General features: G+C 33.4%; 15 protein-coding genes and 3 pseudogenes. 7 read left to right on the top strand and 11 right to left on the bottom strand.

What is annotated here, in order from left to right:
* Positions 1–172 precede the first annotated feature (172 nt).
* Positions 173–626, top strand: a pseudogene (locus NSQ40_RS18670) (IS6 family transposase); the annotation flags it as partial.
* 525 nt (positions 627–1151) lie between these two features.
* Here the strand turns inward: NSQ40_RS18670 and NSQ40_RS18665 are convergent.
* Complete coding sequence (locus NSQ40_RS18665) at positions 1152–2210, bottom strand: endonuclease/exonuclease/phosphatase family protein (protein WP_080547318.1); 1059 nt, start codon at positions 2208–2210, stop codon at positions 1152–1154.
* 166 nt (positions 2211–2376) lie between these two features.
* On the opposite strand from NSQ40_RS18665, the pseudogene NSQ40_RS18660 reads away from it, so the two are divergent.
* A pseudogene (locus NSQ40_RS18660) lies at positions 2377–2994 on the top strand (IS6 family transposase).
* Positions 2995–3052: 58 nt separating this feature from the next.
* Here NSQ40_RS18660 and NSQ40_RS18655 read toward each other — a convergent pair.
* The 3 genes and pseudogenes from NSQ40_RS18655 to NSQ40_RS18645 all read right to left on the bottom strand — a co-directional run.
* A pseudogene (locus tag NSQ40_RS18655) lies at positions 3053–3244 on the bottom strand (IS6 family transposase); the annotation flags it as partial.
* Between the two features lie 233 nt (positions 3245–3477).
* Positions 3478–4122, bottom strand: a complete 645-nt coding sequence (locus NSQ40_RS18650; RefSeq protein WP_003204295.1) for a hypothetical protein — start codon at positions 4120–4122, stop codon at positions 3478–3480.
* Between the two features lie 123 nt (positions 4123–4245).
* On the bottom strand, positions 4246–5898 hold the full coding sequence (locus tag NSQ40_RS18645; protein WP_098159365.1) for a pyridoxal phosphate-dependent decarboxylase family protein: 1653 nt from the start codon (positions 5896–5898) through the stop codon (positions 4246–4248).
* A 1448-nt stretch (positions 5899–7346) separates the two neighbouring features.
* Between NSQ40_RS18645 and NSQ40_RS18640 the strand changes: the two genes are divergently transcribed.
* The 3 genes from NSQ40_RS18640 to NSQ40_RS18630 all read left to right on the top strand — a co-directional run bounded on the left by NSQ40_RS18640 (position 7347) and on the right by NSQ40_RS18630 (position 11508).
* Complete coding sequence (locus NSQ40_RS18640) at positions 7347–8543, top strand: macrolide family glycosyltransferase (protein WP_033796656.1); 1197 nt, start codon at positions 7347–7349, stop codon at positions 8541–8543.
* Between the two features lie 80 nt (positions 8544–8623).
* A complete protein-coding gene (locus NSQ40_RS18635; protein ID WP_033798195.1) occupies positions 8624–9838 on the top strand; it encodes a macrolide family glycosyltransferase in 1215 nt (404 codons plus the stop codon).
* 752 nt (positions 9839–10590) lie between these two features.
* The gene (locus NSQ40_RS18630) at positions 10591–11508 is read left to right on the top strand and encodes a carbohydrate binding domain-containing protein (RefSeq protein WP_033796654.1); all 918 of its coding nucleotides are present in this window, start codon (positions 10591–10593) and stop codon (positions 11506–11508) included.
* 600 nt (positions 11509–12108) lie between these two features.
* On the opposite strand, the gene NSQ40_RS18625 is transcribed toward NSQ40_RS18630, so the two are convergent.
* Positions 12109–12879, bottom strand: coding sequence for an alpha/beta fold hydrolase (locus NSQ40_RS18625; protein WP_033796653.1), 771 nt, complete (start codon positions 12877–12879; stop codon positions 12109–12111).
* 151 nt (positions 12880–13030) lie between these two features.
* Here NSQ40_RS18625 and NSQ40_RS18620 point away from each other — a divergent pair, with 151 nt between their 5' ends.
* Positions 13031–14269, top strand: a complete 1239-nt coding sequence (locus NSQ40_RS18620) for a helix-turn-helix domain-containing protein (protein WP_239500226.1) — start codon at positions 13031–13033, stop codon at positions 14267–14269.
* A gap of 274 nt (positions 14270–14543) precedes the next feature.
* On the opposite strand, the gene NSQ40_RS18615 is transcribed toward NSQ40_RS18620, so the two are convergent.
* The 6 genes from NSQ40_RS18615 to NSQ40_RS18590 form a co-directional block, all read right to left on the bottom strand.
* Positions 14544–15974: an IS4 family transposase gene (locus tag NSQ40_RS18615; RefSeq protein WP_258248248.1), complete on the bottom strand. Its 1431-nt coding sequence runs from the start codon at positions 15972–15974 to the stop codon at positions 14544–14546.
* Positions 15975–16227: 253 nt separating this feature from the next.
* Positions 16228–17142, bottom strand: a complete 915-nt coding sequence (locus NSQ40_RS18610) for an alpha/beta hydrolase (RefSeq protein WP_003209902.1) — start codon at positions 17140–17142, stop codon at positions 16228–16230.
* A 344-nt stretch (positions 17143–17486) separates the two neighbouring features.
* Entirely contained in the window at positions 17487–18917 is a 1431-nt protein-coding gene (locus NSQ40_RS18605; protein WP_258248249.1) for an IS4 family transposase, read from the bottom strand.
* Positions 18918–19193: 276 nt separating this feature from the next.
* Positions 19194–20444 (bottom strand): MFS transporter, encoded by a 1251-nt coding sequence (locus NSQ40_RS18600; protein ID WP_258248250.1) that lies wholly within the window; start codon positions 20442–20444, stop codon positions 19194–19196.
* Positions 20445–20471: 27 nt separating this feature from the next.
* Positions 20472–21065 (bottom strand): ArsR/SmtB family transcription factor, encoded by a 594-nt coding sequence (locus tag NSQ40_RS18595; protein WP_002203041.1) that lies wholly within the window; start codon positions 21063–21065, stop codon positions 20472–20474.
* Between the two features lie 455 nt (positions 21066–21520).
* Entirely contained in the window at positions 21521–22081 is a 561-nt protein-coding gene (locus NSQ40_RS18590) for a GNAT family N-acetyltransferase (protein ID WP_341286140.1), read from the bottom strand.
* Between the two features lie 682 nt (positions 22082–22763).
* On the opposite strand from NSQ40_RS18590, the gene NSQ40_RS18585 reads away from it, so the two are divergent.
* Positions 22764–22958: a hypothetical protein gene (locus tag NSQ40_RS18585; protein ID WP_003199325.1), complete on the top strand. Its 195-nt coding sequence runs from the start codon at positions 22764–22766 to the stop codon at positions 22956–22958.
* Positions 22959–22975: the final 17 nt, after the last annotated feature.

Raw genomic sequence — 22975 nt, 5'->3', positions numbered from 1 at the left:
ACAATATTTCTCCCCTTTTTGTATTGTCATAAAGTTGCTTGAACTTTAAAAATGTAACTTATTATTTGGAAAACTTCAACTACAAAAGATAATTTTGGAGGTTCTGGTGCAAAAAAATCTTTTAAACTTGGATATACTGATATTACTATTCTAGAAAAGGTGTGTGATCAGTATGGAAAAGGAAAATTTGTTCAAATGGAAGCATTATCAGCCTGAACTCATCTTATTAACAGTAAGGTGGTATCTACGGTACAATTTGAGCTTTCGTAACCTGGTGGAAATGATGGAGGAAAGAGGTTTATCCATTACTCACACAACGATTATGCGCTGGGTTCATCAATATGGGCCTCAATTAGAAGAGAAAGTACGATATCACCTTAAATCAATAAATGACTCATGGAGAGTCGATGAAACCTATATTAAAGTAAAAGGACAATGGTGTTATTTATATCGTGCCATTGACAAAGAGGGGCAAACGCTTGATATTCAACTGCGTAAAAAGAGAGAGACACAAGCGGCATATGCTTTTATGAAAAGACTGGTTCGAACTTATGGAGAACCAACGGTTCTGACTACAGATAAGGCTCCTTCTTTAATTTACGCATTTAAAAAATTACAGAGGATAGACTTTTACAAAAATACCTTTCATCAAAATGAACTATTTTGTCTGAATTTTCGGAAAAGACATCGTAAAAATGTTGATGATGTGGTAAGATTATAGATGAAAAAGAGTATGAATTCACGTTGTAGCGTGAATTCATAAGAAAGAAGCCAATTTGTATAGGAATTGGCTTCTTTCTTAAGTTCGAATAAAAACAGAATTGTCTTTAAATCTTTATTAGGGGAAAGTTTTAAAGAAGAATTCAGCTTGGTTATAGTTTTACATAATTGTTAGATAAAGTAAATTGATATTTTTTGAGCTGAATATTCAGAACATTAATTCGAAGTATATCCATCTACAAATAAGTAATTGATGAGTTTTATAAAAGTCAGGAAAGAGAAAACTGATGCGTTGCAATTTCTTTCATTCATCCATTAATGGAATGAATGAAAGAGCCGAGATTATTTACATTGGATAAGACTTCAGACAACATATGGTTACACTCTTCTTGCACACATTCTCTCTTGAACCATTCCGTTGTCTTCCCCTACTATTTTAACTTCAACACTGCGTTAACCGGGTTATGATCACTGTTTTCAAACTTCAAATCATGCCCTTGTACGCTCACAATCTCCACATTTGGAGACACTAAAAATCCATCGATAATCGTAACAAAGTTCTCATCTTCGACATAGCTCTTTACATTATCACGAACTGTCCAAACAGTATCATCAACAGCCCACTGGAATCCACCATCAGTGAAATCTTCTGGCAGCTGTACTAACCACTCTGGCCATTCTTCTTTAAACTTCGGATCTTTTAACTGCACATCAGATAATAGCTGATTCCAGTCTCCGCCAAGCACGAGATAATCGCCATTTTTATAATGCCTATTCATATACTCTTTCAAAAACTCAACTTGTTGCTTTCGAATGTTTCCGCCCTTATCATATGCAGATAAATGAACGTTCACCATTCGCAAATATTTCCCGTTATCAACTGGAACCTTATGCTCAACAATCGCTCGATCTAATTCGAATAATTGACGAAGCCACATTTCTCTTCCAGGAAGCTGATATCTCGTCACTTCTTCTACTTTATATTTTGAGAACGAACCAAGTCCACTGTTCGTATATCCGTGCGGCTTCTTAATTGGCACCGGCACCCACTGCGCATTAAAGTTATAACCAAACGTAGACGCATGATCTTTCAGTCCATCTTGAAACGCCTTATACTGATTCACATCAAATGAACGAAGTGACTTCTCATCCATCTCTTGCACTAAAATAAAATCAGAATCTTCCTTTTGTAAGAAAGACAGCATATTGCTGATATTCTTTTCTGTTTGCTCTTTACTACTAGAGCGCGAACCCGTCCCTCCGTCTAAGAAGAAATCTTGATCCTTATCTAAACCGCCGTAGCCAATATTAAACGTTGTCGCCTTAAACTCTTCCCCAACCTTAAGAATGCGCTCGTTATTATTTTCCACCTTCAACTTCTCAACATCCTTATGCTTCACATCCGTAATTACCACATACGTAATAAACGCCGCGAAAGCACCAAATATTGAGCCTGTACCCCATAATAAACCTTTCAATACCTTCTTCAAGCTCATGACTCCCTTATTCTCTTTATATAGTTTGCATACGTGGTTATTTTAACATGTTCTAGACGTAAACATAAAGTAACTCTAAAATATACAATAAAAGTGGTTCTGTAGCAAAGTTTTCTAAACTAAGCTACACTTTCGAAAAAGAAAACGAGGAGAATCACAGATGGGATATTTTAAAGGGAACCAGTTCAAGAAGGATCTTATTTTAATAGCTGTTGGCTACTATTGTCGTTTTTCTTTAAGTTATCGCGATGTGTCTGAAATTCTCAAAGAACGTGGTATTTCTATTCATCCAACAACTATCATGCGCTGAGTTCATGAATATGGAAAGCTTATCTATCACATTTGGAAGAAGAAAAACAAAAACATATTGTTATCTTGGCGTTTGGATGAAACCTATGTCAAGGTGAAAGGGAAATGGTGTTATTTATATCGAGCAATTGATAAAAAGGGACAAACACTTGTTATTCAACTTCGTCAAAAACGGGACACACAAGCAGCATATGCTTTTATGAAAAGACTTGTTCGAACTTTTGGAGAACCAACTGTTCTGACGACAGATAAGGCCCCTTCTTTAGCTTTCGCATTCAAAAAATTAAAGGAGATAGGTCTTTACAAAAATACCTTTCATCGTACAATCAAGTATCTCAATAATATCATTGAGCAAGATCACGGACATGTGAAACGTCGATTCTCCCGTTCTTTAGGATTTCAAAGTCTTCAACCAAACTTCGTTTTTTCGACGTATAACGCATTACATGAATTATTAATAGTTTCATAAAACTGGCCCACAATATTCCCCATCTCTTTGTGTCTTCGGAAACTTTGCAACAGAACCCTTTCTCTTCTAATTGAGATCCATATTGATGAACCCAGCGCATAATCGTTGTGTGAGTAATGGATAAACCTCTTTCTTCCATCATTTCCACTAGGTTTCGAAAGCTCAAATTGTACCGTAGATACCACCTTACTGTTAATAAGATGAGTTCAGGCTGATAATGCTTCCATTTGAACAAATTTTCCTTTTCCATACTGGTCACGCACCTTTTCTAGAGTAGTAATATCAGTATGTCCAAGTTTAAGAGATTTTTTGCACCAGAATCCGAAAAAGTTAAGATATTGACCAATTATAAAGAAAAAGACTCCTCAATTCGGAGCCTTTTTTAGCTGCTATAAAAGTATGGGTATACTATTTGAAAAGTAATAATTTAGGATTCATGCACATATAGGATAATTTTTTTCGAATTTATAGTAGTTCTAAAAATTATATAGCTTTAATGACAAATTGAGATTGAGGTATATATAATAATTGAGCTGTTAAGGAAGTTGTTGTGTTAGCAAAAGGCAATGATTCCTTATAAGGAAATTTATTATACACTATTTCATTAATCTCAAAAGTCTTATACAATTTTTTAAGGATTTTTTGAGAAATTTTATTTGTACAAGCAGCAATAAAATCAAAATCTCTTGTACTTATTTCTTGAATAGCATGTGAAATAAGAGTAGTGACTACCCCACTGCCCATCCAATCTGGATGACAAGCGCCCATATCTAGATAGACTAATCTTTCTTTATCTAAATTTGAAAACTCAATTGATTCCGTTTCTAAAGTATCTAAGAGTAGAAAAATGGGATCCATTTGTGGACACAGTTCACTCGCTTTATCTTTATCTATTAATGGTTGGGTTACTTTTCTTGTTAAAAGAACACCAACAATTTGAAAGTTTTCTATTGCTACAAATGACATAGATTGAGATACAGCTTGTTTTACCATTTCCTCGCACATTTTGTGAAAAGGAGCAAAAGGAATTTGTAAACTGCTTACAAGAGGTTCGTTATTCACAAAAGAATGTGCAATTAAATGTGCTGCATCTTTCACGTGGTGTGTATCTAGTAGCTCTATATTCATATATTTTTCCTCATTTCTTAATATAGATAGTGGTAAATTGAAATTAGATATTGATTAAAAGGGATTGAAAATTTTATTTAATGTAGTTAAGTTTAAATATTAAAGCGCTAACAAATAAGGTTATTAAACATATGAATAAATCTGTTTAGTAGCAATCGATACATGTTTATGAAGAAATGCTACAATCTCATCTAAACATTCAACATTTGTATATGGCGAGATAGAAAAGAATTTTAATGTAGAAATTGGTTTTCTATCACAACTGTTTATTACATCTACTACACAAGAACGAGTTGTATCGCCAAAGAATATTTGATCACGATTTTTTCCTAGGTAATTAAATAGTTCTATATTTAACCGATTTGTATCCTCAATCTCTTCTTGTGTTGCGAGACCTGTACGCTCCTTTTCCCAATTTACCTGGCCATCTCCATTCATATAGAAACGAAATGTTGTAATTGGTCCATAAGTAAAATCATTTGTTATTGCTACTTGAGGAAGAGCCTTGCGCAATTTCTCCCTAAATAATAGATTTACACGAACATAATTTGCTAATAATTTTTGATATCCTTCAATTCCAAAGGCTAATAAATTTATATACATCGGAATAGAACTACCAGCTCGTGAACATTCTAAGGTATAGCCTGTATGATAACTGCCATATGATCTATTACCAAGATAAGGTGTGTCATTTTGTTCGATGTCCATAAGTTGTAAGTCAGTATGATTTTTCACGATTAAAATACTTGAAGTATAAGGTGTTTGTCCTAATTTATGAAAATCAAAACATACACTATCTGCAAGAGACATATATTGCATTTTCCCTTGAACGAGTTGTAAGGCATCTTTCACATTAGGTTCAAATGAGAGTGGATTTTCTTCAAAGTTATAATTATTAAAGAAACCATAGAATCCGCCCATTGCAGAATCTGCATGAATATAAATAGGTTTTAATTTATATTTTTTCTGTATTGATTCAGCACTATCTTTAATTTTTTCTATATCATCAATTGTAAATGTATCTGTTGACCCCATAGTAGCTAGAATATAAAGGGGGATACCTCCGTTTTCAATAACATTTATCATTTTATCCTCTAAATCTTCTATATCCATAGAATTTGTATAAGGGTCAGTTTTCACTTTAATTAGGTGATTTGTCCCAATGCCAGTTGCTTCAGCTGACTTTAATAAACTATAGTGTGCATTTTCAGAAGCAAAGCAATATACATTTTGTGGAACACCGTGTTCCTTTGCTAATGGGAATTGTTTAGCAATCGCTAAACGTAAGCTTGAAAATACACATCCTTGTCCACCCCATGTTGTATAACCACCGCTATTATGCGGATTATAACCGATCAGTTTTGAAAGCATGGATACAACTTTTACTTCTGCTTCAGCTGCCCCAGGGCCATATACATCCCAAACGCCATTACCATTTAAAAGCGCCATGGTTATTGTACCTAATAGTGATGGAATACTTGGTAGTGGTACAGCGTTAGACAAATAGTATTTATTGGGATAAGGATGACCATTCATAAATTGGTTTAGTTCTTCCATAACCTCAGACATAGCAATTCCAGCCAGTGGTATATGACTTTGGTGAATTAAGTTATTGTAATATCTGTCTGATTTTTCCTCACAGTTACCTAAAGATGCTCGGTCTTCATTTTTTAATCGGCTAAGATTTTCAACTATTTTCTGCATAGATTCTAAAAAAAGCTTTTGTTTTTTTTCATTTCCATCAGCGCTCGGAAATAGATTCAAAATATCTTGCATGTGGTCACTTCTCCTTGTGAAAATATGGATTTTTATTTTACCTAGTTAAATATACGAGTGAAATGATTTGTGTTTATCCTTTAGAATGTGTATGAATCAGGAGCTGTTTAGAAAAAAATGTAATTCCATAGAAAATTATATGAATTCTGGAATTTAAAGTAAAGGAAAAAATTTTTGATTAATTTTAAAAAGTAATTGCGATATAATGAAGTTGCTAAAAATTTTTCTGAATTAATTATTTATTCTTCAGTATTACAAACTTTATTAAATTTAAATTGTGCCCTAGCAGATATTCAAATAATGTAATAGATATTTGAATATAATGAAAAACGCCTTATAATGTAGTTTAAGGTTCTGTTGCAAAGTTTCCGAAGACATAAAGAGATGGGGAATATTGTGGGCCAGTTTTATGAAACTATTAATAATGGTTCTGGTGCAAAAAGATAATGAAGAGTAAAAAGAATGAGTCATTCCTAACGGAATGACTGCCTATGCGGTAAGGCCAAAGAGAATATTAATCAGTTGTATCTGGTTTTGGACAGACTTTTCCCCATGGAAAGTGTGTCCAAAACCAGAAAGAATTCATCCATCGATTGTTTGGGCTTACAGCATAAAACAGAATTCCGCTAGAAATATATGAACTATATTATCTTTTATTTTATCTTTGCACCAGAACCAAATTAAATATACGTGTATATTTGGGCCTCTATCTAATTAATATTTCGTTATATTTATATTAATTATTACAAAACAAAAGAACACTCAACATGAGTGTTCTTTTGTTTTGTTCTCGCGTATTGAGATGACTGTTTCAAAATCTCGTTTGGGGACTTGATTTTGACAAATTGTTACTGCACTTATAGGTTAATATTTTAAAAATAGATTGTAAATTAAGAATATTCATACGGAGTTTTGTTAATGTTCAGTATAGATATTTATCACTATGGCTATAGGAAATATAATTTTGCTATGTTGAAAGTGGTCATCTAACTAAAGGATACGTTCTTGGTACCTATACTTTGTGCGGGAATCTTTCATAAAGAAAAAACACCTTTACCAGTACATTTCTTCGACTTTATAGTTGCTTTAATATTTATGGGTGTTGCAACAACCTTAAAAGAACAAAAGAAAATAAGAGTGTTATTCTTTTTTTGTAAGAATCATTAAAATAATGTTTTTTAAGAGATTTAGGAAGAATATCTAGTTTTTGCAAAGGCAGTTATTTACTAACCGGAGAATATGAATAAATAGAAAATGGGATTTGTTTATCGAAAAGTATTTTTATTGTTAAACAGGCATGTCAAAGTGCTCAGGAATATATTTCTCAATAATGAAATGAGCTAATCATATGAAATATTAAAAAATATTTGTTTATAATAGAGTCTAAATTAAAAGGTCAATCAAATATTAATTTAACTTTGTTAATGAGTTTGAAAGGAGCGAGTATTATGGCGAATGTACTTGTAATAAATTTTCCTGGAGAGGGGCATATCAACCCGACATTAGCAGTTGTAAGTGAATTAGTACACAGAGGAGAAAAAGTTGTTTCGTATTGTATAGCGGACTATAGAAATAAAATTGAAGCAACCGGTGTGGAATTTCGAGCATATGAAAATTTTCTCCCACAAATCAATATTATGAATCGAATTAATGAAGGCAATAGTCCTGTCGAAATGTTGTCCAATATGATTGCAGCTACAGATCGTATTGTAAACCAGATTCTAGAGGAAATAAAGGAAGAACAATATGATTATATTATATATGATAATCATTTCGCAGTAGGTCGCATTATAGCAACTGTTTTACAGTTACCTAAAATTTCTTCTTGTACAACATTTGCTTTTAATAATTACATCACTTTTAATGAAGAATCTGAATCGAGAAAAGTAGATGAAAATTCTCCATTATATCAATCATGTTTATTAGGAATGGAACGATGGGAAGAGAAGTATGGGATAAAGTGTAATAACTTGTATGATATTATGAATCACCCTGGAGATATTACGATAGTATATACATCTAAGGAATATCAACCGTTTTCTCAAGTATTTAATGATTCTTTTAAATTCGTTGGGCCATCAATTGCAGTACGTAAAGAGGCAGGAAGCTTTCCAGTTGACATTTTAAAAAAGAAAGTTATTTTTGTTTCCATGGGAACAGTCTTTAATGAGCAACCGGATTTATATGAGAACTGTTTTGAAGCATTTAGAAATATGAATGCAATGGTCGTGTTAGTGGTCGGGAAAAGGATAAATATAGACCAATTTGAAAATATTCCAGAGAATTTTAAAGTGTTTAATTATGTACCTCAATTAGAAGTATTACAGCATACAGATGTATTTGTTACACATGGTGGTATGAACAGTTCTAGCGAAGCGTTATATTATGGTGTCCCGTTAGTTGTGATTCCAGTTACAGGGGATCAGCCATTAGTCGCGAAACGAGTCACTGAGGTGGGAGCCGGAGTTCAGCTTGATCGCAGAACATTAACTCCTGAAATGCTGCGTGAAGCAGTAGAAAAGGTAATGAATGATAAGGAATTTAAAGAAAATAGTCGTAAGATTGGAGAGTCTTTACGTGAATCTGGTGGCTATAAACAGGCAGTTGAGGAAATTGTAAAGTTCACTTCCAATTGTCGTGTGTAGACAAATAATGTAACAAGAAACTTAAAATGACAACTAGAAATCTACTCTAATAAAAATATATAGAAATGGAGAGATTTTTTATGTCAAAAGCGTTGGTTATAAATTTTCCTGCAGAAGGTCATATCAATCCTACAATTGGTCTTGTTAATGAATTAGTGAATAGGGGAGAAGAAGTTATTTATTATTGCGAGGAAGAATATCGCCATAAATTAAAGAATATAGATGTTGAATTTCGAAACTATGGAGATTACTTAAAAGAAATTAATTTAAAAAATAGAATGAAGGATATGTTTCACCCTTTACAAATGATGTATAGATTTTTAAGGGTAACAGAGAATGCCATCCCTTTTCTTTTAGAAGAAATTACTCGTGAAAAGTATGATTATATGATCTATGATCAGCATTTTCTTTTAGGCAGAATTCTTGCTGAAATGTTACCTATACCTACAATTGCATCCTGTACAACATTTGCTATGAATAAAGAAATGTTGGAGGAAATTCCACTGGGAAACATCGAATCTAATCCTACTTCACCATTGGTTGAGGAATGTCAAATGATTGTAAATAGAATTAGTGATCGTTATGGGGTGAATGTTGATTCATTAGAGCAACTTTTTCATTATGAAAGTGACATGACATTAGTTTTTACTTCTAAATATTTTCAACCTCATGCTCATTGTTTTAATCATACCTTTAAGTTTATAGGACCCTCTATCACTTCACGGCAGGAAATAGTAGAATTTCCTCTTTATAGGTTAGACGGAAAAGAGGTTATTTACATTTCGATGGGAACAGAGTTAAATAAACAGCCGGAATTTTATGAGAAATGTTTGCATGCATTTAAAGAATTTAATGGAATAGTTGTAATTTCTGTAGGTAAGGAAATAGAGATGCGACGTTTTCTTAATATGCCACCCCATTTCATTATTCGTCCTTATGTTCCACAGTTAGAGGTTTTAAAATATACAGATGTCTTTATTACACATGGTGGTATGAATAGTGTAAGCGAAGGATTATATTATGACACGCCTCTTGTTGTTTTACCAATTACAAATGATCAACCTTTTGTAGCAAAAAGAGTCGAGGATTTAAATGCTGGTTTGACTTTGGATTATACAAAAATTACATCTGATTTATTGAAAGAAACGGTAAGGAATGTACTTAATAACAAAACTTATAGGGAAGGAAGCAAAATAATTGGTCAGAGTTTACGTGAAGCAGGTGGATGTAAGAAAGCAGTTGATGCAATATTTCAGTTTAAAAGAGAATTTTTGTCTAGTTCCCTTGATAAATGAATTGACGATAAGTACTTTGAGCTATACTCATTAATAAGAGTTGCGAAAGACATATATCGATATAACTCTTCGGTGAATAAAGATAATTCGTGTTTTTGATGCAAGTCCATAAAAAGCACGTCACTCTTACTCATTAACATAAGAAGATAGTAACGTGCTTTTAACTTTGAATATATTCTAAATACTTAAGGTGATGGATGTGAGGTAGCACATCATGCCTATCAGTCTATCAGAGAAGTTTGCCACATCGCTATCCAGCTAACAAAACAAAATTCCCCTAAAATGAAAAAATACGCTATTCTTTCTGTAGAATCATAGGAAAGGATGGCGTTTTTGTATGTCAATTTCTGTATCAGATGAATTAGGGGTACGGAAACGATTCAGGGAATGAGGTGCCACTCTGGAATTTACTTACAGAACGATTTGAGGAATGCTCTGACATATCTAAATCTTCCCCATTTAAATTTACAAAAGAAGAGTCCATTTTGGATTTTTCTTTTTATATGTTCGTAAAGGTATACTTTTACAGACGGTTATAAAACTATAAAAAATATGTCTGAAAATACCGTTTTTAGATTTTATAGATATCCGTATATCACAGACATATTTACGGATGTTTTTTTAAAGATATAGATGGAATTTTCACTTAAATATTTATAAAACGTTTATTTGAATTTTTTGGTAGGTTTATCTAACAATGTATAGAAATATGAACAAGTACAATTTAAACGTACCTAAAGGGGATGGAGAAGATGGTAAAAAAGTTTGGTTTGGGAGTATATTCTACAGCAATCGTATTAAGTGCTAGTATAGGTTTTTCAGGTACTGTATCAGCGGATAGTTTATTTATATCTGAACAAATTACAAATGGAAACTTTGAAGATGGGCTAAATAATTGGGCTTTATCTAACCCTAATTCTTCTAATGAGAACATTGGTACTTCTGAAACGGGTAATCATTATTTGCAATTAATACATGAGGACACGGCTTTACAGCTTGTTGCTGTAAAGCCGAACACAGAATATACATTAACATTTGATGTAGCAGGGATTATAGGATCTCCAGCAGAAGTAACAGTAGGTAATCTGGATTCAACTCAAAAAATAGTTCCATTAATAAAAAAACAGTATACAGGTTTTAAGCCAGCCCATCATGAATTTAAGTTTGAAACTGGTGAGGATGTATCAAACTTTACAGTGAAATTTGCTTCCACAGGAAATGGTAGAGCTAAGTTTGATAATGTGAAATTAAAGGGAAAATCTTATATTTTAAATGTTGATTTTGATCGAAATACCAATTTAGATCCTCTTAAACTATGGGGCTATGTAAATTCCAGTATCGAAGAACATGTAGGAATAAATAATTCTAAAGGAATTCATTTAACGGGATCAAATGGTGGATTTGAAGGATATGCAACCTTTAAACCTAATACTACATATACATTATCAGCAAATGGAAAAATAGTATCCTCGGGACGAAAGGTTATTGTAGGGGCAGGAATTAATGGGGTAGGTGAAAAAACATTGGAGTTTACTTCTTCACAATATGAACAAAAATCTGTTGAATTTACTACTGGAGATACAGAGGCTTCAGGAAAAGTCTACATTTATATTCCTTCCGGCGGAAGCTGTGATGCTTATCTTGACGATATTGTATTAGTAGAGAAGTAATATTGATGCTTTAAAATACAACTGTTGATTTAAAAAAGAAGAATGTTTCATAAAAAAGTACTCCTAGATAAATCTAGGAGTACTTTTTTTAGTGCAATTACTGGATTCATAGGATGGTGAACGCCGGCAGTTAGATAGTAACACATAAATTTAGATTCCAGAAACTTTCTTCATTACTGTAAGAATTAACATTTGTACAATTTTTATTTTTATTATATAAAAATTAGTCATCTAGGGGTCACCATACATCGCTATCAAGCTAAGATAAATTTGTATCTATATAATCAAAAAAACGCCATCCTTTCTCTATATTTTTACAAAAAGAATAACATTTTTTATAGTATGGATATGAATCCACCTTAGCGTGATGGCGATAGGGTACCACCAATAAAATGGGAAAAACATATCCTAGAATCTCCTTTGGGATGAAAAAACTATTTTTCTACGATAGCCAATTGCTATTTAGAAAAATAGTACCGTTTCTTATATTAAATGTGTCGTTAGTGTACAAGTGACACACCAATATAAGAGGATACCTACTAAATTATTAATGCACGTAATAATGATTCACCAACATGAATTTTAAGTTATAACAAATTATTACAGAGTAGAGTGTTTATTATTATTCTTTACCATATCTAATATATCCCTTATTACATCGACAACAACTTGAGGTTGATCAATATGTATTGCATGTCCAGCATCTTCAACAACAATATGTTTTTTATTAGTCGACAAGTTAGCAAGCTCTCCCTGGAATTTCATCCAAGTAGCCATAGACTCCACTGTATGAAAAGGCTGCAGCCCCCCTGTTACAACAATGAGTGGAATGTTTCCAAGTGATTTAGAAGTACGAATTTGTTCTAAGCTTTCTTCCACTTCATTAAGAGAACCTTCCAAAGTAAATTGATTATAATAAGCCGCCTGAACTTCTTTTGTAAATAAAGAGGGCAATATTCTGTTTTGATCCTCGTGAGTTGAGTCTAAGAGAACGACTCCTACTACTTCCTCTGGATATGTGCTTGCAAATAATCTTGTATTTAACCCTCCAAATGAGTGTCCGACTAATACATATGGAGGGTTTATACCTGCTTTATTAAGTAATATACGTAGATTTTCGACACTTTGCTGACTATGGCGAGGTCTTTCATTCATTTCACTTTTGCCAATACCAGCTCTATCATAAATAAACATTTTTGAGAACTTTGAAATGTCATCTTTAATAGGATTCCAGCTTTCTAAAGTGGCTCCATATCCAGCATCAAAAACTAGAGTGGGACCTTCATTATTTCCCCCTAACAATTCATAGTATAATTCAATACCACCTATATCTAATTTTTGTCCTGTTTCATTCGCAATAAATTCACTCATATCCAATTCTCCCTTTTTCTTTTTATCCATTGAAAATTCCAATTAAACAAGTTCAATTTAATTGAACTTATCGTAACATGTACTGATTTTCTTTTCAATCTAAAGTTTAATATAATTGAACTAGTAGACTGAATTACAAAGGATGTTGAAAATGAATGAGTTAGGAAAACGAATAAATAAATTAAGAGTAGAAAAAGGTATGACACTTGTAGAGTTATCTGGTAATAAAATGTCAAAAGGGATGTTAAGCATGATTGAAAATGGGCATTCGAACCCTTCGATGGATAGTTTGAAATTTATCGCGCACCAGTTGGGCTGCGATCCTCAATATTTGTTAGGGAGCCCTACATCCGATGAGCTAAAGCACTTATTTAATAAAGTAGAGGAAGCATTTGAAAAAAATAATGATGAACAGATAATAAATTTGACACACGACATGTTGGACCAACAGTTTCCCATTTCATTTGAATCTGCTAGGATATTGGAAATTTCCGGAAGAACAGTTATGAAATCCGAGCAAAAACGTGGGGAAATGTTGATAGAACGAGCAGTAGCAATCTATGAGCGGTTATCCCTTTATAGCCACTGCGTGGCTGCTAAAGTACATATGGTAGAATACCGTGCAAAAGAGGAGGATTACCATGATGCTCTGATAATGTTACGAAATGTAAGAAAAGAGTATCATGAAAAAGCAACAGTGATTGATATGGTCGTTGAAATAGAAGCGAATTACGTTGAAATGGTCTTACTCTTCGGGATAGGTGACTATAAATCAGGAAAGAGTAAGCTTAATCAGCTAATTGAACTATCTAAGAGAAAAAGGGTATTTTATAAGATGGATAATATTTTCCGAATTGCAGCGTTTCAAGCTCTTCTTCATAACAATGAAAATGATTATGCTTATTTTATCAAGAAGTCAGAACAGTTTGCTGTTTTTAGTGAAAATGATGAATCTTTAGCTTTTACACTGTTGCTTCAAGCACATTATCATAATCAAACATCAGAGGATTATGAACAGGCCCTATATTACTTAGATAGGTTTGCTACCCTAGTAAAGGGGAATCTCGGAAGTGACTATTATTATCTTGAAAAAGGTAAAGTATTATTAGGAAAAGGACATGTAAAAGAAGCCCTTGAAGCATTTGAACAATTTAAGATGCCAAATACGACTATTTACCCACTTGAATTATGTATTCTCTACACTGCAGATGCATATAGAGCACATTGTCTTTTACATCTAGGAAGAATAGAGGAAGCACTTAACTATGCGCAGAGAGCAGCTAGTAAAATAGATTCGCTACCCGAAACGCCTTATCAAGGTTTTATAAGAAACACCTTAGAGTTAGTGAATAAAACCTATAATAGTATTTTCGATAGAAAAAATGAATAGCTTATAGGGAATAAAGAAGAGAATGTCAATTTAAGAAAAGCAAATACCCCAAAACGAGAAAATTGAAATATCCAGATGAAAATGTACATTATTTTGTTTTGGGGCATAATAAAATTCTTAAGTTGATGGATATGGGGTAGCACCACATCGCTATCAAGCTAAGATCATATAGCGTCAATTATAGTAGATGTTGTTATTTTTTCTAAAGAGTAGGTGTAGGAAATTCAAAGATTTGCATACGAAATAAACCCTAACGGGTTTCATTTTTTTTGAATTAAGCCGCTTGCTTGTCTGACATGGTACAATTGTAAACGACACCTAATATATCAAAGACTGTTTTCTTTTTATACCTATGAGATTTTCGCCCGTTTTGCTGTAGGAGGTTGAACAGGCGAAGTAGCACCTTTGATAGCTCTTGGGTGTCTTTTTGGATAGTTTGAAACAAAAGGAGAAAATAGTCTTTAATTATATATATTGCTTTATATTCACTAAGCTCCTGTTTTTTCTTCATGAGGAGTAATTGACGCATTTGAAACATGATGGAAGAACAAAGTAGAATAGCAATTAATTGACCATATAAATGGCACTCCAATCGTTCTGGTTTTATCTTTTTACAATGATGAATTTGAAAGAATGACTTCCACGTTTTAAATAAAATTTCGATTTGCCAACGCAAAGAATACCAGTCATGCACTTGTTCCATCGAGACAATATCTATAGGAGTGTTTGTCATGTATACATTGATACCACTGAGTCGTTTGCTACGAGAAGAATACTTCATTCCTTTCTTTTTTTCTCTTACAGCTTGATCTTGTAATCGTTTTTGTTGTTGTTCTTTTGTTAGACGATGAAAAATCACACGAGTTTGTATTTTATCCTTCATTCCTACATAAGCGTTGGATATTTCACATGTTTGTCCTGGGTGAAGAGAATTCATTAAAACCTCCATATCTATCTGAATATACTCAGTACTTTTCTTGATTCTGCCATCTTGAAAATAATCCGGAGTAGGATTTTTTTGGTAAATACGTGTATTCGATTTGATACGGGAAATATAGTAAGCCTTTTTATCTTGTATATGTTGAAGATCTTTCAAATGAAAATAACCTAAATCTCGGATACATAAATCATTCGCTGTTACAGTTGGAACGCACAAGGAACCGTAGGTTCGATCATGTTGTTTACCTGGACCTGTATGAATATGAAGGAATTGTCCACTTAATAAATCATACTCAAGCTGAATCTTTAATCCCGCTGTATGACTATATCCCCCTGCACCTGGATAAACAGATGAAAAGGAATCTGGAAGTTGAAATGCAGTTGAATCTAAAATACGAATACGCTTGAAAACAGAAGTATATGTAGAGGAAATCGGTATAGATGAAGCCAATTTTCGGTTTAATAGTTCAGCTAATATGTGTTGTAAAAATTGGACGGCTGCTTTATTAAATCGTTGATTCAGTCCCTCAGGACTGATGAGCACTTCTGTTGACGCTTCTAAACAGCTAGATAACTGAGTTAAAGAAGTTGTGGCGACATTTTGGCTCATCCATACACATAAAGCGACTAAATCTTTTGCTTGGTACTTACTGGTTCGTTGCACAAAACCAACATCTTTAGCAAGATCTCGTAAGATATTTGGGGATAAAAATCTTTGAATCTCTTGAGCGAATAGCTGTAATTCATTGGATACAGAAATAGACATAAAAAACGCCATCCTTTCCTATGGTTCTACAGAAAGAATAGCTTATTTTTTCATTTTAGGGGGAATTTTATTTTATTAGCTTAATAGCGATGTGGCGGTACCCCATATAGGGCCACCATACATGCCTTAACTTAAGATGTTTTAATACCTTCAAATACCAGAAAATGTTATCCTTTCTGCATATTTGTACAAAAAGAATAGCGTATTTTTTGTTTTAAGGACTTATTTTATTTCTTAATTTAATACATAGCACCTATCTCACAATAGATGCAACATCCTCGATCGCTTTCATACCAGTTGGACTGATACCAGCCAATTGAAAGAATCCATGGTTTACTCCGAGATACCGACGGCATTGTACTTTCACGCCTGCTTCTAGCAAACGGTGATACAACATTTGACCTTCATCGACGAGAGGGTCAAATTCTGCTGTTAAAATGTGGGTTTCTGGAAGACCAGTAAGATCATCCCTATATAATGGGCTGGCTTCCGGATGATTGAAAGGTAGATTAGATAAGTAAGCTTCAAAACCACTAAGCAACATATCTCGAGTAATCACATAATCGTCTCCAAATTCTTTATAACTATTGCTTAAACCGTTCGCGTCCAGCATCGGATAAATAAGAATTTGTCGCTGGGGTAACCGTTGTCCTTGAGCCTTAAGACGAAGGCAAGTAACTAGGGCAAGATGTCCACCGGCACTGTCACCTGCGAGTGTAATGTTGTTTAGGTTTCCACCCCAATGCGAAGCATACTGACGGACGATATATGTAGCTTTAATTGCATCGTCATGTGCAGCTGGATAAACGTGTTCCGGTGCCAATCGATAACCGACGGCAATAACGAGGGAGTTACTCAAATTGGCTAACATACGCAGTTGACGATCATGAGTTTCGAGGTCACCACTGACAAAGCAACCACCGTGATAATAAATCAAAATAGGAAGATTGGTTTGATCCGACGGTTTGTATATGCGAAGTGGTAAACCATCAATTGTTCGATCAATAATATTCCATACGGGCACGGCTTCTCCGGCAAGATCAATTGTATTCAAATATCCTTGTCGACGTTCCTGAAAGCTCTGCTGTCTTGCCGAAGGTCGCCCAGCTTCGATAAATTGGGCAACCAAATTCCGGATGCCAGGCTCCAAATCGTTTAAATGTATCATATATGATGCCTCCTACTTGTTAGGTACATCTTCATTATTCTTGAGAATTTAAAGGATGTCTAGCAAATAGTTCTGTTTTTTTGTATATGGAGATTTAAGTAAACTCATTATTTAAAAAGTGAAAAATCTATCTTGCTACAGTTGTCTATGATAGTGCATTTTTTCGTTTTTGGGGTTATTCATCTTCTTAAGTTGATGGGCATGGGGTAGCACCACATCGCTATCAAGCTAAGCTCATAAAACGTCAATCATAGTAGAGGTTGCTTCTTTTTTCTAAAGGCTACGTGTAGTAAATTTAAAGATTTGCATACGAAATAAACCCTAACGGGTTTCATTTTTTTAAATTAAGCCGCTTGATTATCAGACATGGTACAATTGTAAACGACACCTAATATATCAAAGACTGTTTTCTTCTCATATCGATGAGATTTTCTCCCGTTTTGCTGTAGGAGGTTGAACAGGCGAATTAGAATCTTTGATAGCTCTTGGGTGTCTTTCTGTATAGCTTGGAAAAGAAGAAGAAAGTAATCTTTAATCATATATATGGCCTTATATTCACTCAGTTCTCGTTTCTTTTTCATAAGAAGTAATTGCCGCATTTGAAACATGGTAGAAGAACAGAGCAGAATGGCAATCAATTGCCCATACAAATGGCATTCCAATCGTTCTCGTTTTATCTTTTTACAATGATGAATATGAAAGAATGATTTCCATGTTTTAAATAAAATCTCGATTTGCCAACGTAAAGAATACCAATCATGCACTTGTCCCATTGGGACAATATCTGTAGGAGTATTTGTCATATATACATTGATACCGCTAAGTCGTTTACTACGAGCGGAATACTTCATTCCTTTCTTTTTTTCTTTTACAGTTTGATCTTGTAATCGTTTTTGTTGCTGTTCTTTTGTTAGTCGATGAACAATCACACGAGTTGGGACTTTATCAGTCATTCCTACATAAGCGTTGGATATTTCACATGTTTGTCCTGGTTGAAGAGAGTTCATTAAAACCTCCATATCTATCTGGATATACTCTGTACCTTTCTTGATTCTGCCATCTTGAAAATAATCAGGGTTAGGATTTTTTTGATAAATACGTGTATTCGATTTGATACGTGAAATATAATAAGCCTTTTTCTCTTGTATATGTTGAAGATCTTTCAAATGAAAATAACCTAAATCTCGGATACATAAATCATTCGCTGTTGCAGTTGGGACACACAAGGAACCGTAGGTTCGATCATGTTGTTTACCTGGACCTGTATGAATATGAAGGAACTGTCCACTTAATAAATCATACTCAAGCTGAATCTTTACTCCCGCTGTATGGCTGCATCCTCCTGCACCTGGATAAACGAATGAAAAAGGATCTGGAAGTTGAAATGCAGTTGAATCTAAAATACGAATACGCTTGAAAACAGAAGTATATGGAGAAGAAATCGGCATAGATGAGGTCAATTTTTGGTTTAGTAGTTCAGCTAATATGTGTTGTAAAAATTGGACGGCTGATTTATTAAATCGTTGATTCAGTCCCTCAGGACTGATGAGCACTTCTGTTGATGCTTCTAAACAGCTAGATAACTGAGTTAAAGAAGTCGTAGCAACATTTTGGCTCATCCATACACATAAAGCGACTAAATCTTTTGCTTGGTACTTACTAGTTCGTTGTACAAAACCAACATCTCTAGCAAGATCTCTTAAGATATGTGGGGATAAAAAGCTTTGAAGTTCTTGACCAAATAGTTGTAATTCATCAGATACAGAAATAGACATACAAAACGCCATCCTTTCCTATGATTCTACAGAAAGAATAGCGTATTTTTTCATTTTATGGGGTATTTTGTTTTGGGGAACAATGAATTTTTTAGTTTTAATGTATTGTATTAAAAATCAATATGCTAATACCGAATAATATACTTATTTCCAATAAAAATAAGATACCTCTGTACACCCAATACGGAAAAAATTTTTAGTACATTTATAAATAGCATCGCTCCACCTGCTTAACCTGAACCAACATTTAATTTCTAGAAATACTGCACTGTTTAGTTAATTTGTATCACGTACAATTTTATATTTTGTTATAAAAAGAATGGATAAGATAGTTATGAGTAGGCCACAACATAGTAGAATGTTAGATATAGAAGTGCCAAATGTTAAGTATATAGATACAAAAGCATAAGATAGCGGAACTAAACCGTTCGAAGAGGCATTTACGAAACTCATAACTCTCCCTAGCTTATCTGTTTCACTGTTTTCTTGAATAATAGACAACAGTGGTACATTAATCATAGAAGACATGAAACCCATCATCACAAGTAAAAGGATTCCTTGCCATAAAACATACATTTGACCAAGGAGAGAAAGAAAAATACCAAGAAAAGAAATAAGTATTAGAATAGAAAGACCTCTATTTTTCCTAATATTTAAAAGCCCAATCAATAAAGCGCCTCCTAGCATTCCTCCTTGATAAGAGCTTTGTAAAAAACTTACCTCAACTGCCTTTCCATGTAATACCTCGCTCGCTAATAATGGAATTCCCATAAGTAAAGGGCCAAAGAAGAGGACGTTTATTGTCATTAAAATAAAAAGTATAGATTTTAAAAAAGGCATGTTCCATACATATTGAAAACCTTCTAATAGCTCTTGTCTGGTAGATGCTTGCTTAGATGACGGTGAAGAATTTTTTTCTTTAATACATAAAGTGAAAGCGGATGTAATTAATAAAAAGCAAGCAACGAAGAGAAATAAAACCGAGAAAGAACTAACTGTAATAATCCAGCCGCCTATCATTGGTCCGGCAAACATTGCAACTTGATTGGAAGTTTGAATAAAGGAATTAGATCGAGTTAACATCTCTTTTGGGACTAGAAGAGGAAGAAGAGACTGATTCGCTGGTGAAAAGAAAGCATCCAGAATTCCAAATAGTAGTGCAAAAAACAGTAACGACCATAAATTTAATAGATGTAAATGTAATAAAGTAATCATTACAAAAACCAGTAAAAAACGCGTGAAGCTAGAAACCAACATAATTTTTGAACGTTTAAAGCGATCTGCCCATACACCTCCAACAGTCATTAGGAGGACTCGCGGGATTAGAGTTACCATCATGACAATCCCAAGTGCTGATTCCTGACCTAAAGATCGAATAACATACCATTGCTCTGCAAATAGGTAGGTTGAAAGAGCAAGAAAAGAAGAGGTACTAGATAACCAAAGAAATAAGAATGCACGATTTTTAAATAATGACATGCTTGTATACTTAGGTTGAACTTGTTGTGATATAAACGGCTCACTCAAAGAATATTCCTCCCCACAAATAATGAATTATAAATCTTCGTTAAAGAGCAGTTGATCAATTTCAAAACCTGTGATTGTAACATAAAAGTTTTTATTAGTATCAGTTTCTGTGGAAGCTGCTAAAGTTTCTTTAACAAGGTTTCTATACTGATTTAAAAACTTTATAAATTGTTCTTCTGTTAATGAGAATTCTGTTTGCATCGAGATACTTGGCCAATCTTCAACATGGGAAGATGTTAAATCGAATGAGGTATCTGGAGCAGTTAATACTCTTGTTTGTGCACGATGTAATACTTCTAAATAGGATTGTCTTGTTGCCTGTTGCGATTCAATGTAGTGAAGTAAGTGATTTGCAGGAATAAAGCCACGCGAAACAGCCTGATAGTACTTTAAAATATTCCCTCCCTGTTCTTCTTTTTTTACTAATTGAATGATGTTGTGTTTTTCTAGTTCGCGGAGGTGATAGAGTATTTTTGCGCGAGAAAGATTTAAAAGCTGAGCAAGTTGATGACCTGTATATGGCTTTTCGACTAAGTATATAAGCATTTTTGTACGTAATGGATCGCTTATTACTTTTAATTGTTCATATGTTTCGATAATGGAAATGGCTTTTTGTTTCATTATGCATCATCCTTTTTTTAACCAGTTAAATTTATTTAACTCAATTGTATTACAATTTTAAATAAAAAGAAAGTTAATTTAGAAATTTCTGAATTAAAACAAAGACAGTAGGATTCCATGTAGGGGGCCTACCACACACATCCATCAACTTAAGAAAACAAATCCACCCCAAAACGAAAAAATGAGCTCTTTTATTACAAATTAGGACAAAATCTCGTTCTGGGGGAGTTGTATTTTCTTAGCTTGATAGCCATGGGGTAGCACCAACAAAACGCGAATTTCGTACGCTAAGGTACAATCGAGCTTGATTCCTAAAAGCACAAGTCGTGGAACAAGCTATTCTATCGTATCGAAGAAGATAATTAGGAGCTCCTTATCTTGTTTTATTGAAGCGTTCGTTCGATAAAACATATAAAAGGCAGACCATTTTACTGGTCTGCCTTTTGAAGTATCATTTAAGCTTTCTCGTTTTCCAAATCTTTTCTAAGTAACCCCATAATATGAATGTCATGGTAACTACCGAACCTAAATAATTCTTCTTTTAAATTCTCTTCTACGGAAAATCCGCATTTTTCATAAGAAGCGATAGCTCTTTTGTTGTAACTAAACACTTGGAGCTTGACTTTATTTACATTCATATAATTGAAAATAAAGTCAACCAGTATTTGCATTGAATCAGTTCCATAACCTTTCCCTTGATATTCAGGACCTATTGAAACGCCAACGTGACAAGTACCATTTTTCCAGTTCACTAAGTAAACAGCTATTGTCCCAATAAAGATTTTTTCATCTTTAAGTTCAATACCAAACATGTAATCTTCTTTATCAGAACTTATTTCATTAAGAAATTTTTCATGGTCACTCTCAGTAGGAGGAAATGGTATTCCATCATTCATTAATAACCGGCTCTCCATTACATCTTCAATGTTATAGTAGTTTCCGTAATCCTCTTTTGTTATTTTTCGTAGAGTGACTTTATTACCTGTTAAAAATCTTTTACTATATTGCTTAATCAAATTAATATCCCCCAATTAATACGCAGGGGTATGCAGTAAGGGTTATTTTACTGTACCCTTGCGACGTTTTTTTGTTTCTTTAGTTTTTTTAAAACATCTACTGCAATGCTCGTTAACATAGGCTTATCTCCCTTTTCTCAAGATAATAAAAGTATATATAGAATTATAAGAATTTTTAATCATTTCATCGAGGCTAATGAAAGAAGTAAACATTAAAGGGGTAGCTAAAAAAATAATTGTTCCTAAAAACGAAAGTAAACTTTTCAATATTAGTTTACTTTCAAACCCCTGAAAATATCGAATTACAATTAAATTCCAGGTAATTGCTGTGAAATTTTTATTTTAGATCCAATAAAGATACTTTGCTAATTGTTTCATAGCAACTACACCTTAAATTTATTTATTCACTTTCTAATTATATCGTGCCTAAATAAGAAAAATTTAGTAATTATAAATCATAAAATTCATATATTTTTTATAGAAAGAATCCTTTAGGGCTTCCAACATGTTACCTCTAATATTTTATAAAAGAGGAATTATTTAACGATTTTCTCTTCAACTTAAAAAACTAAATTAATATAAATAAATAAATGAATAAATAAAAAGGAATTCCAATGAAAATAAAGAATTTATCAGTAATAAAGTTAATAATTGGTTTTTTGAAGGGGTAATTTGTGAAGCTATGGAGGGAAAAAAACTTTTAAAACAGTGGAAAGCAGATTTACAAACTATTAAAGAAGAGAAAAGAAAAAAGAAAAGGAAAAAGAGAAAAAGCACAAATAAGAAGTTTGCCATTCCTAGTAATACCGCTAATTTTATGAATGAGAATCATGTATATTATAAAAGAAACGGTGTTTGGAAACAAAGAGATAAATAGGTATTTAGAATGGGCGC

Source organism: Bacillus sp. FSL K6-6038, assembly GCF_038050455.1.
GTDB lineage: Bacteria > Bacillota > Bacilli > Bacillales > Bacillaceae_G > Bacillus_A > Bacillus_A pseudomycoides.
This window is presented reverse-complemented; position numbering and strand designations above follow the sequence as displayed.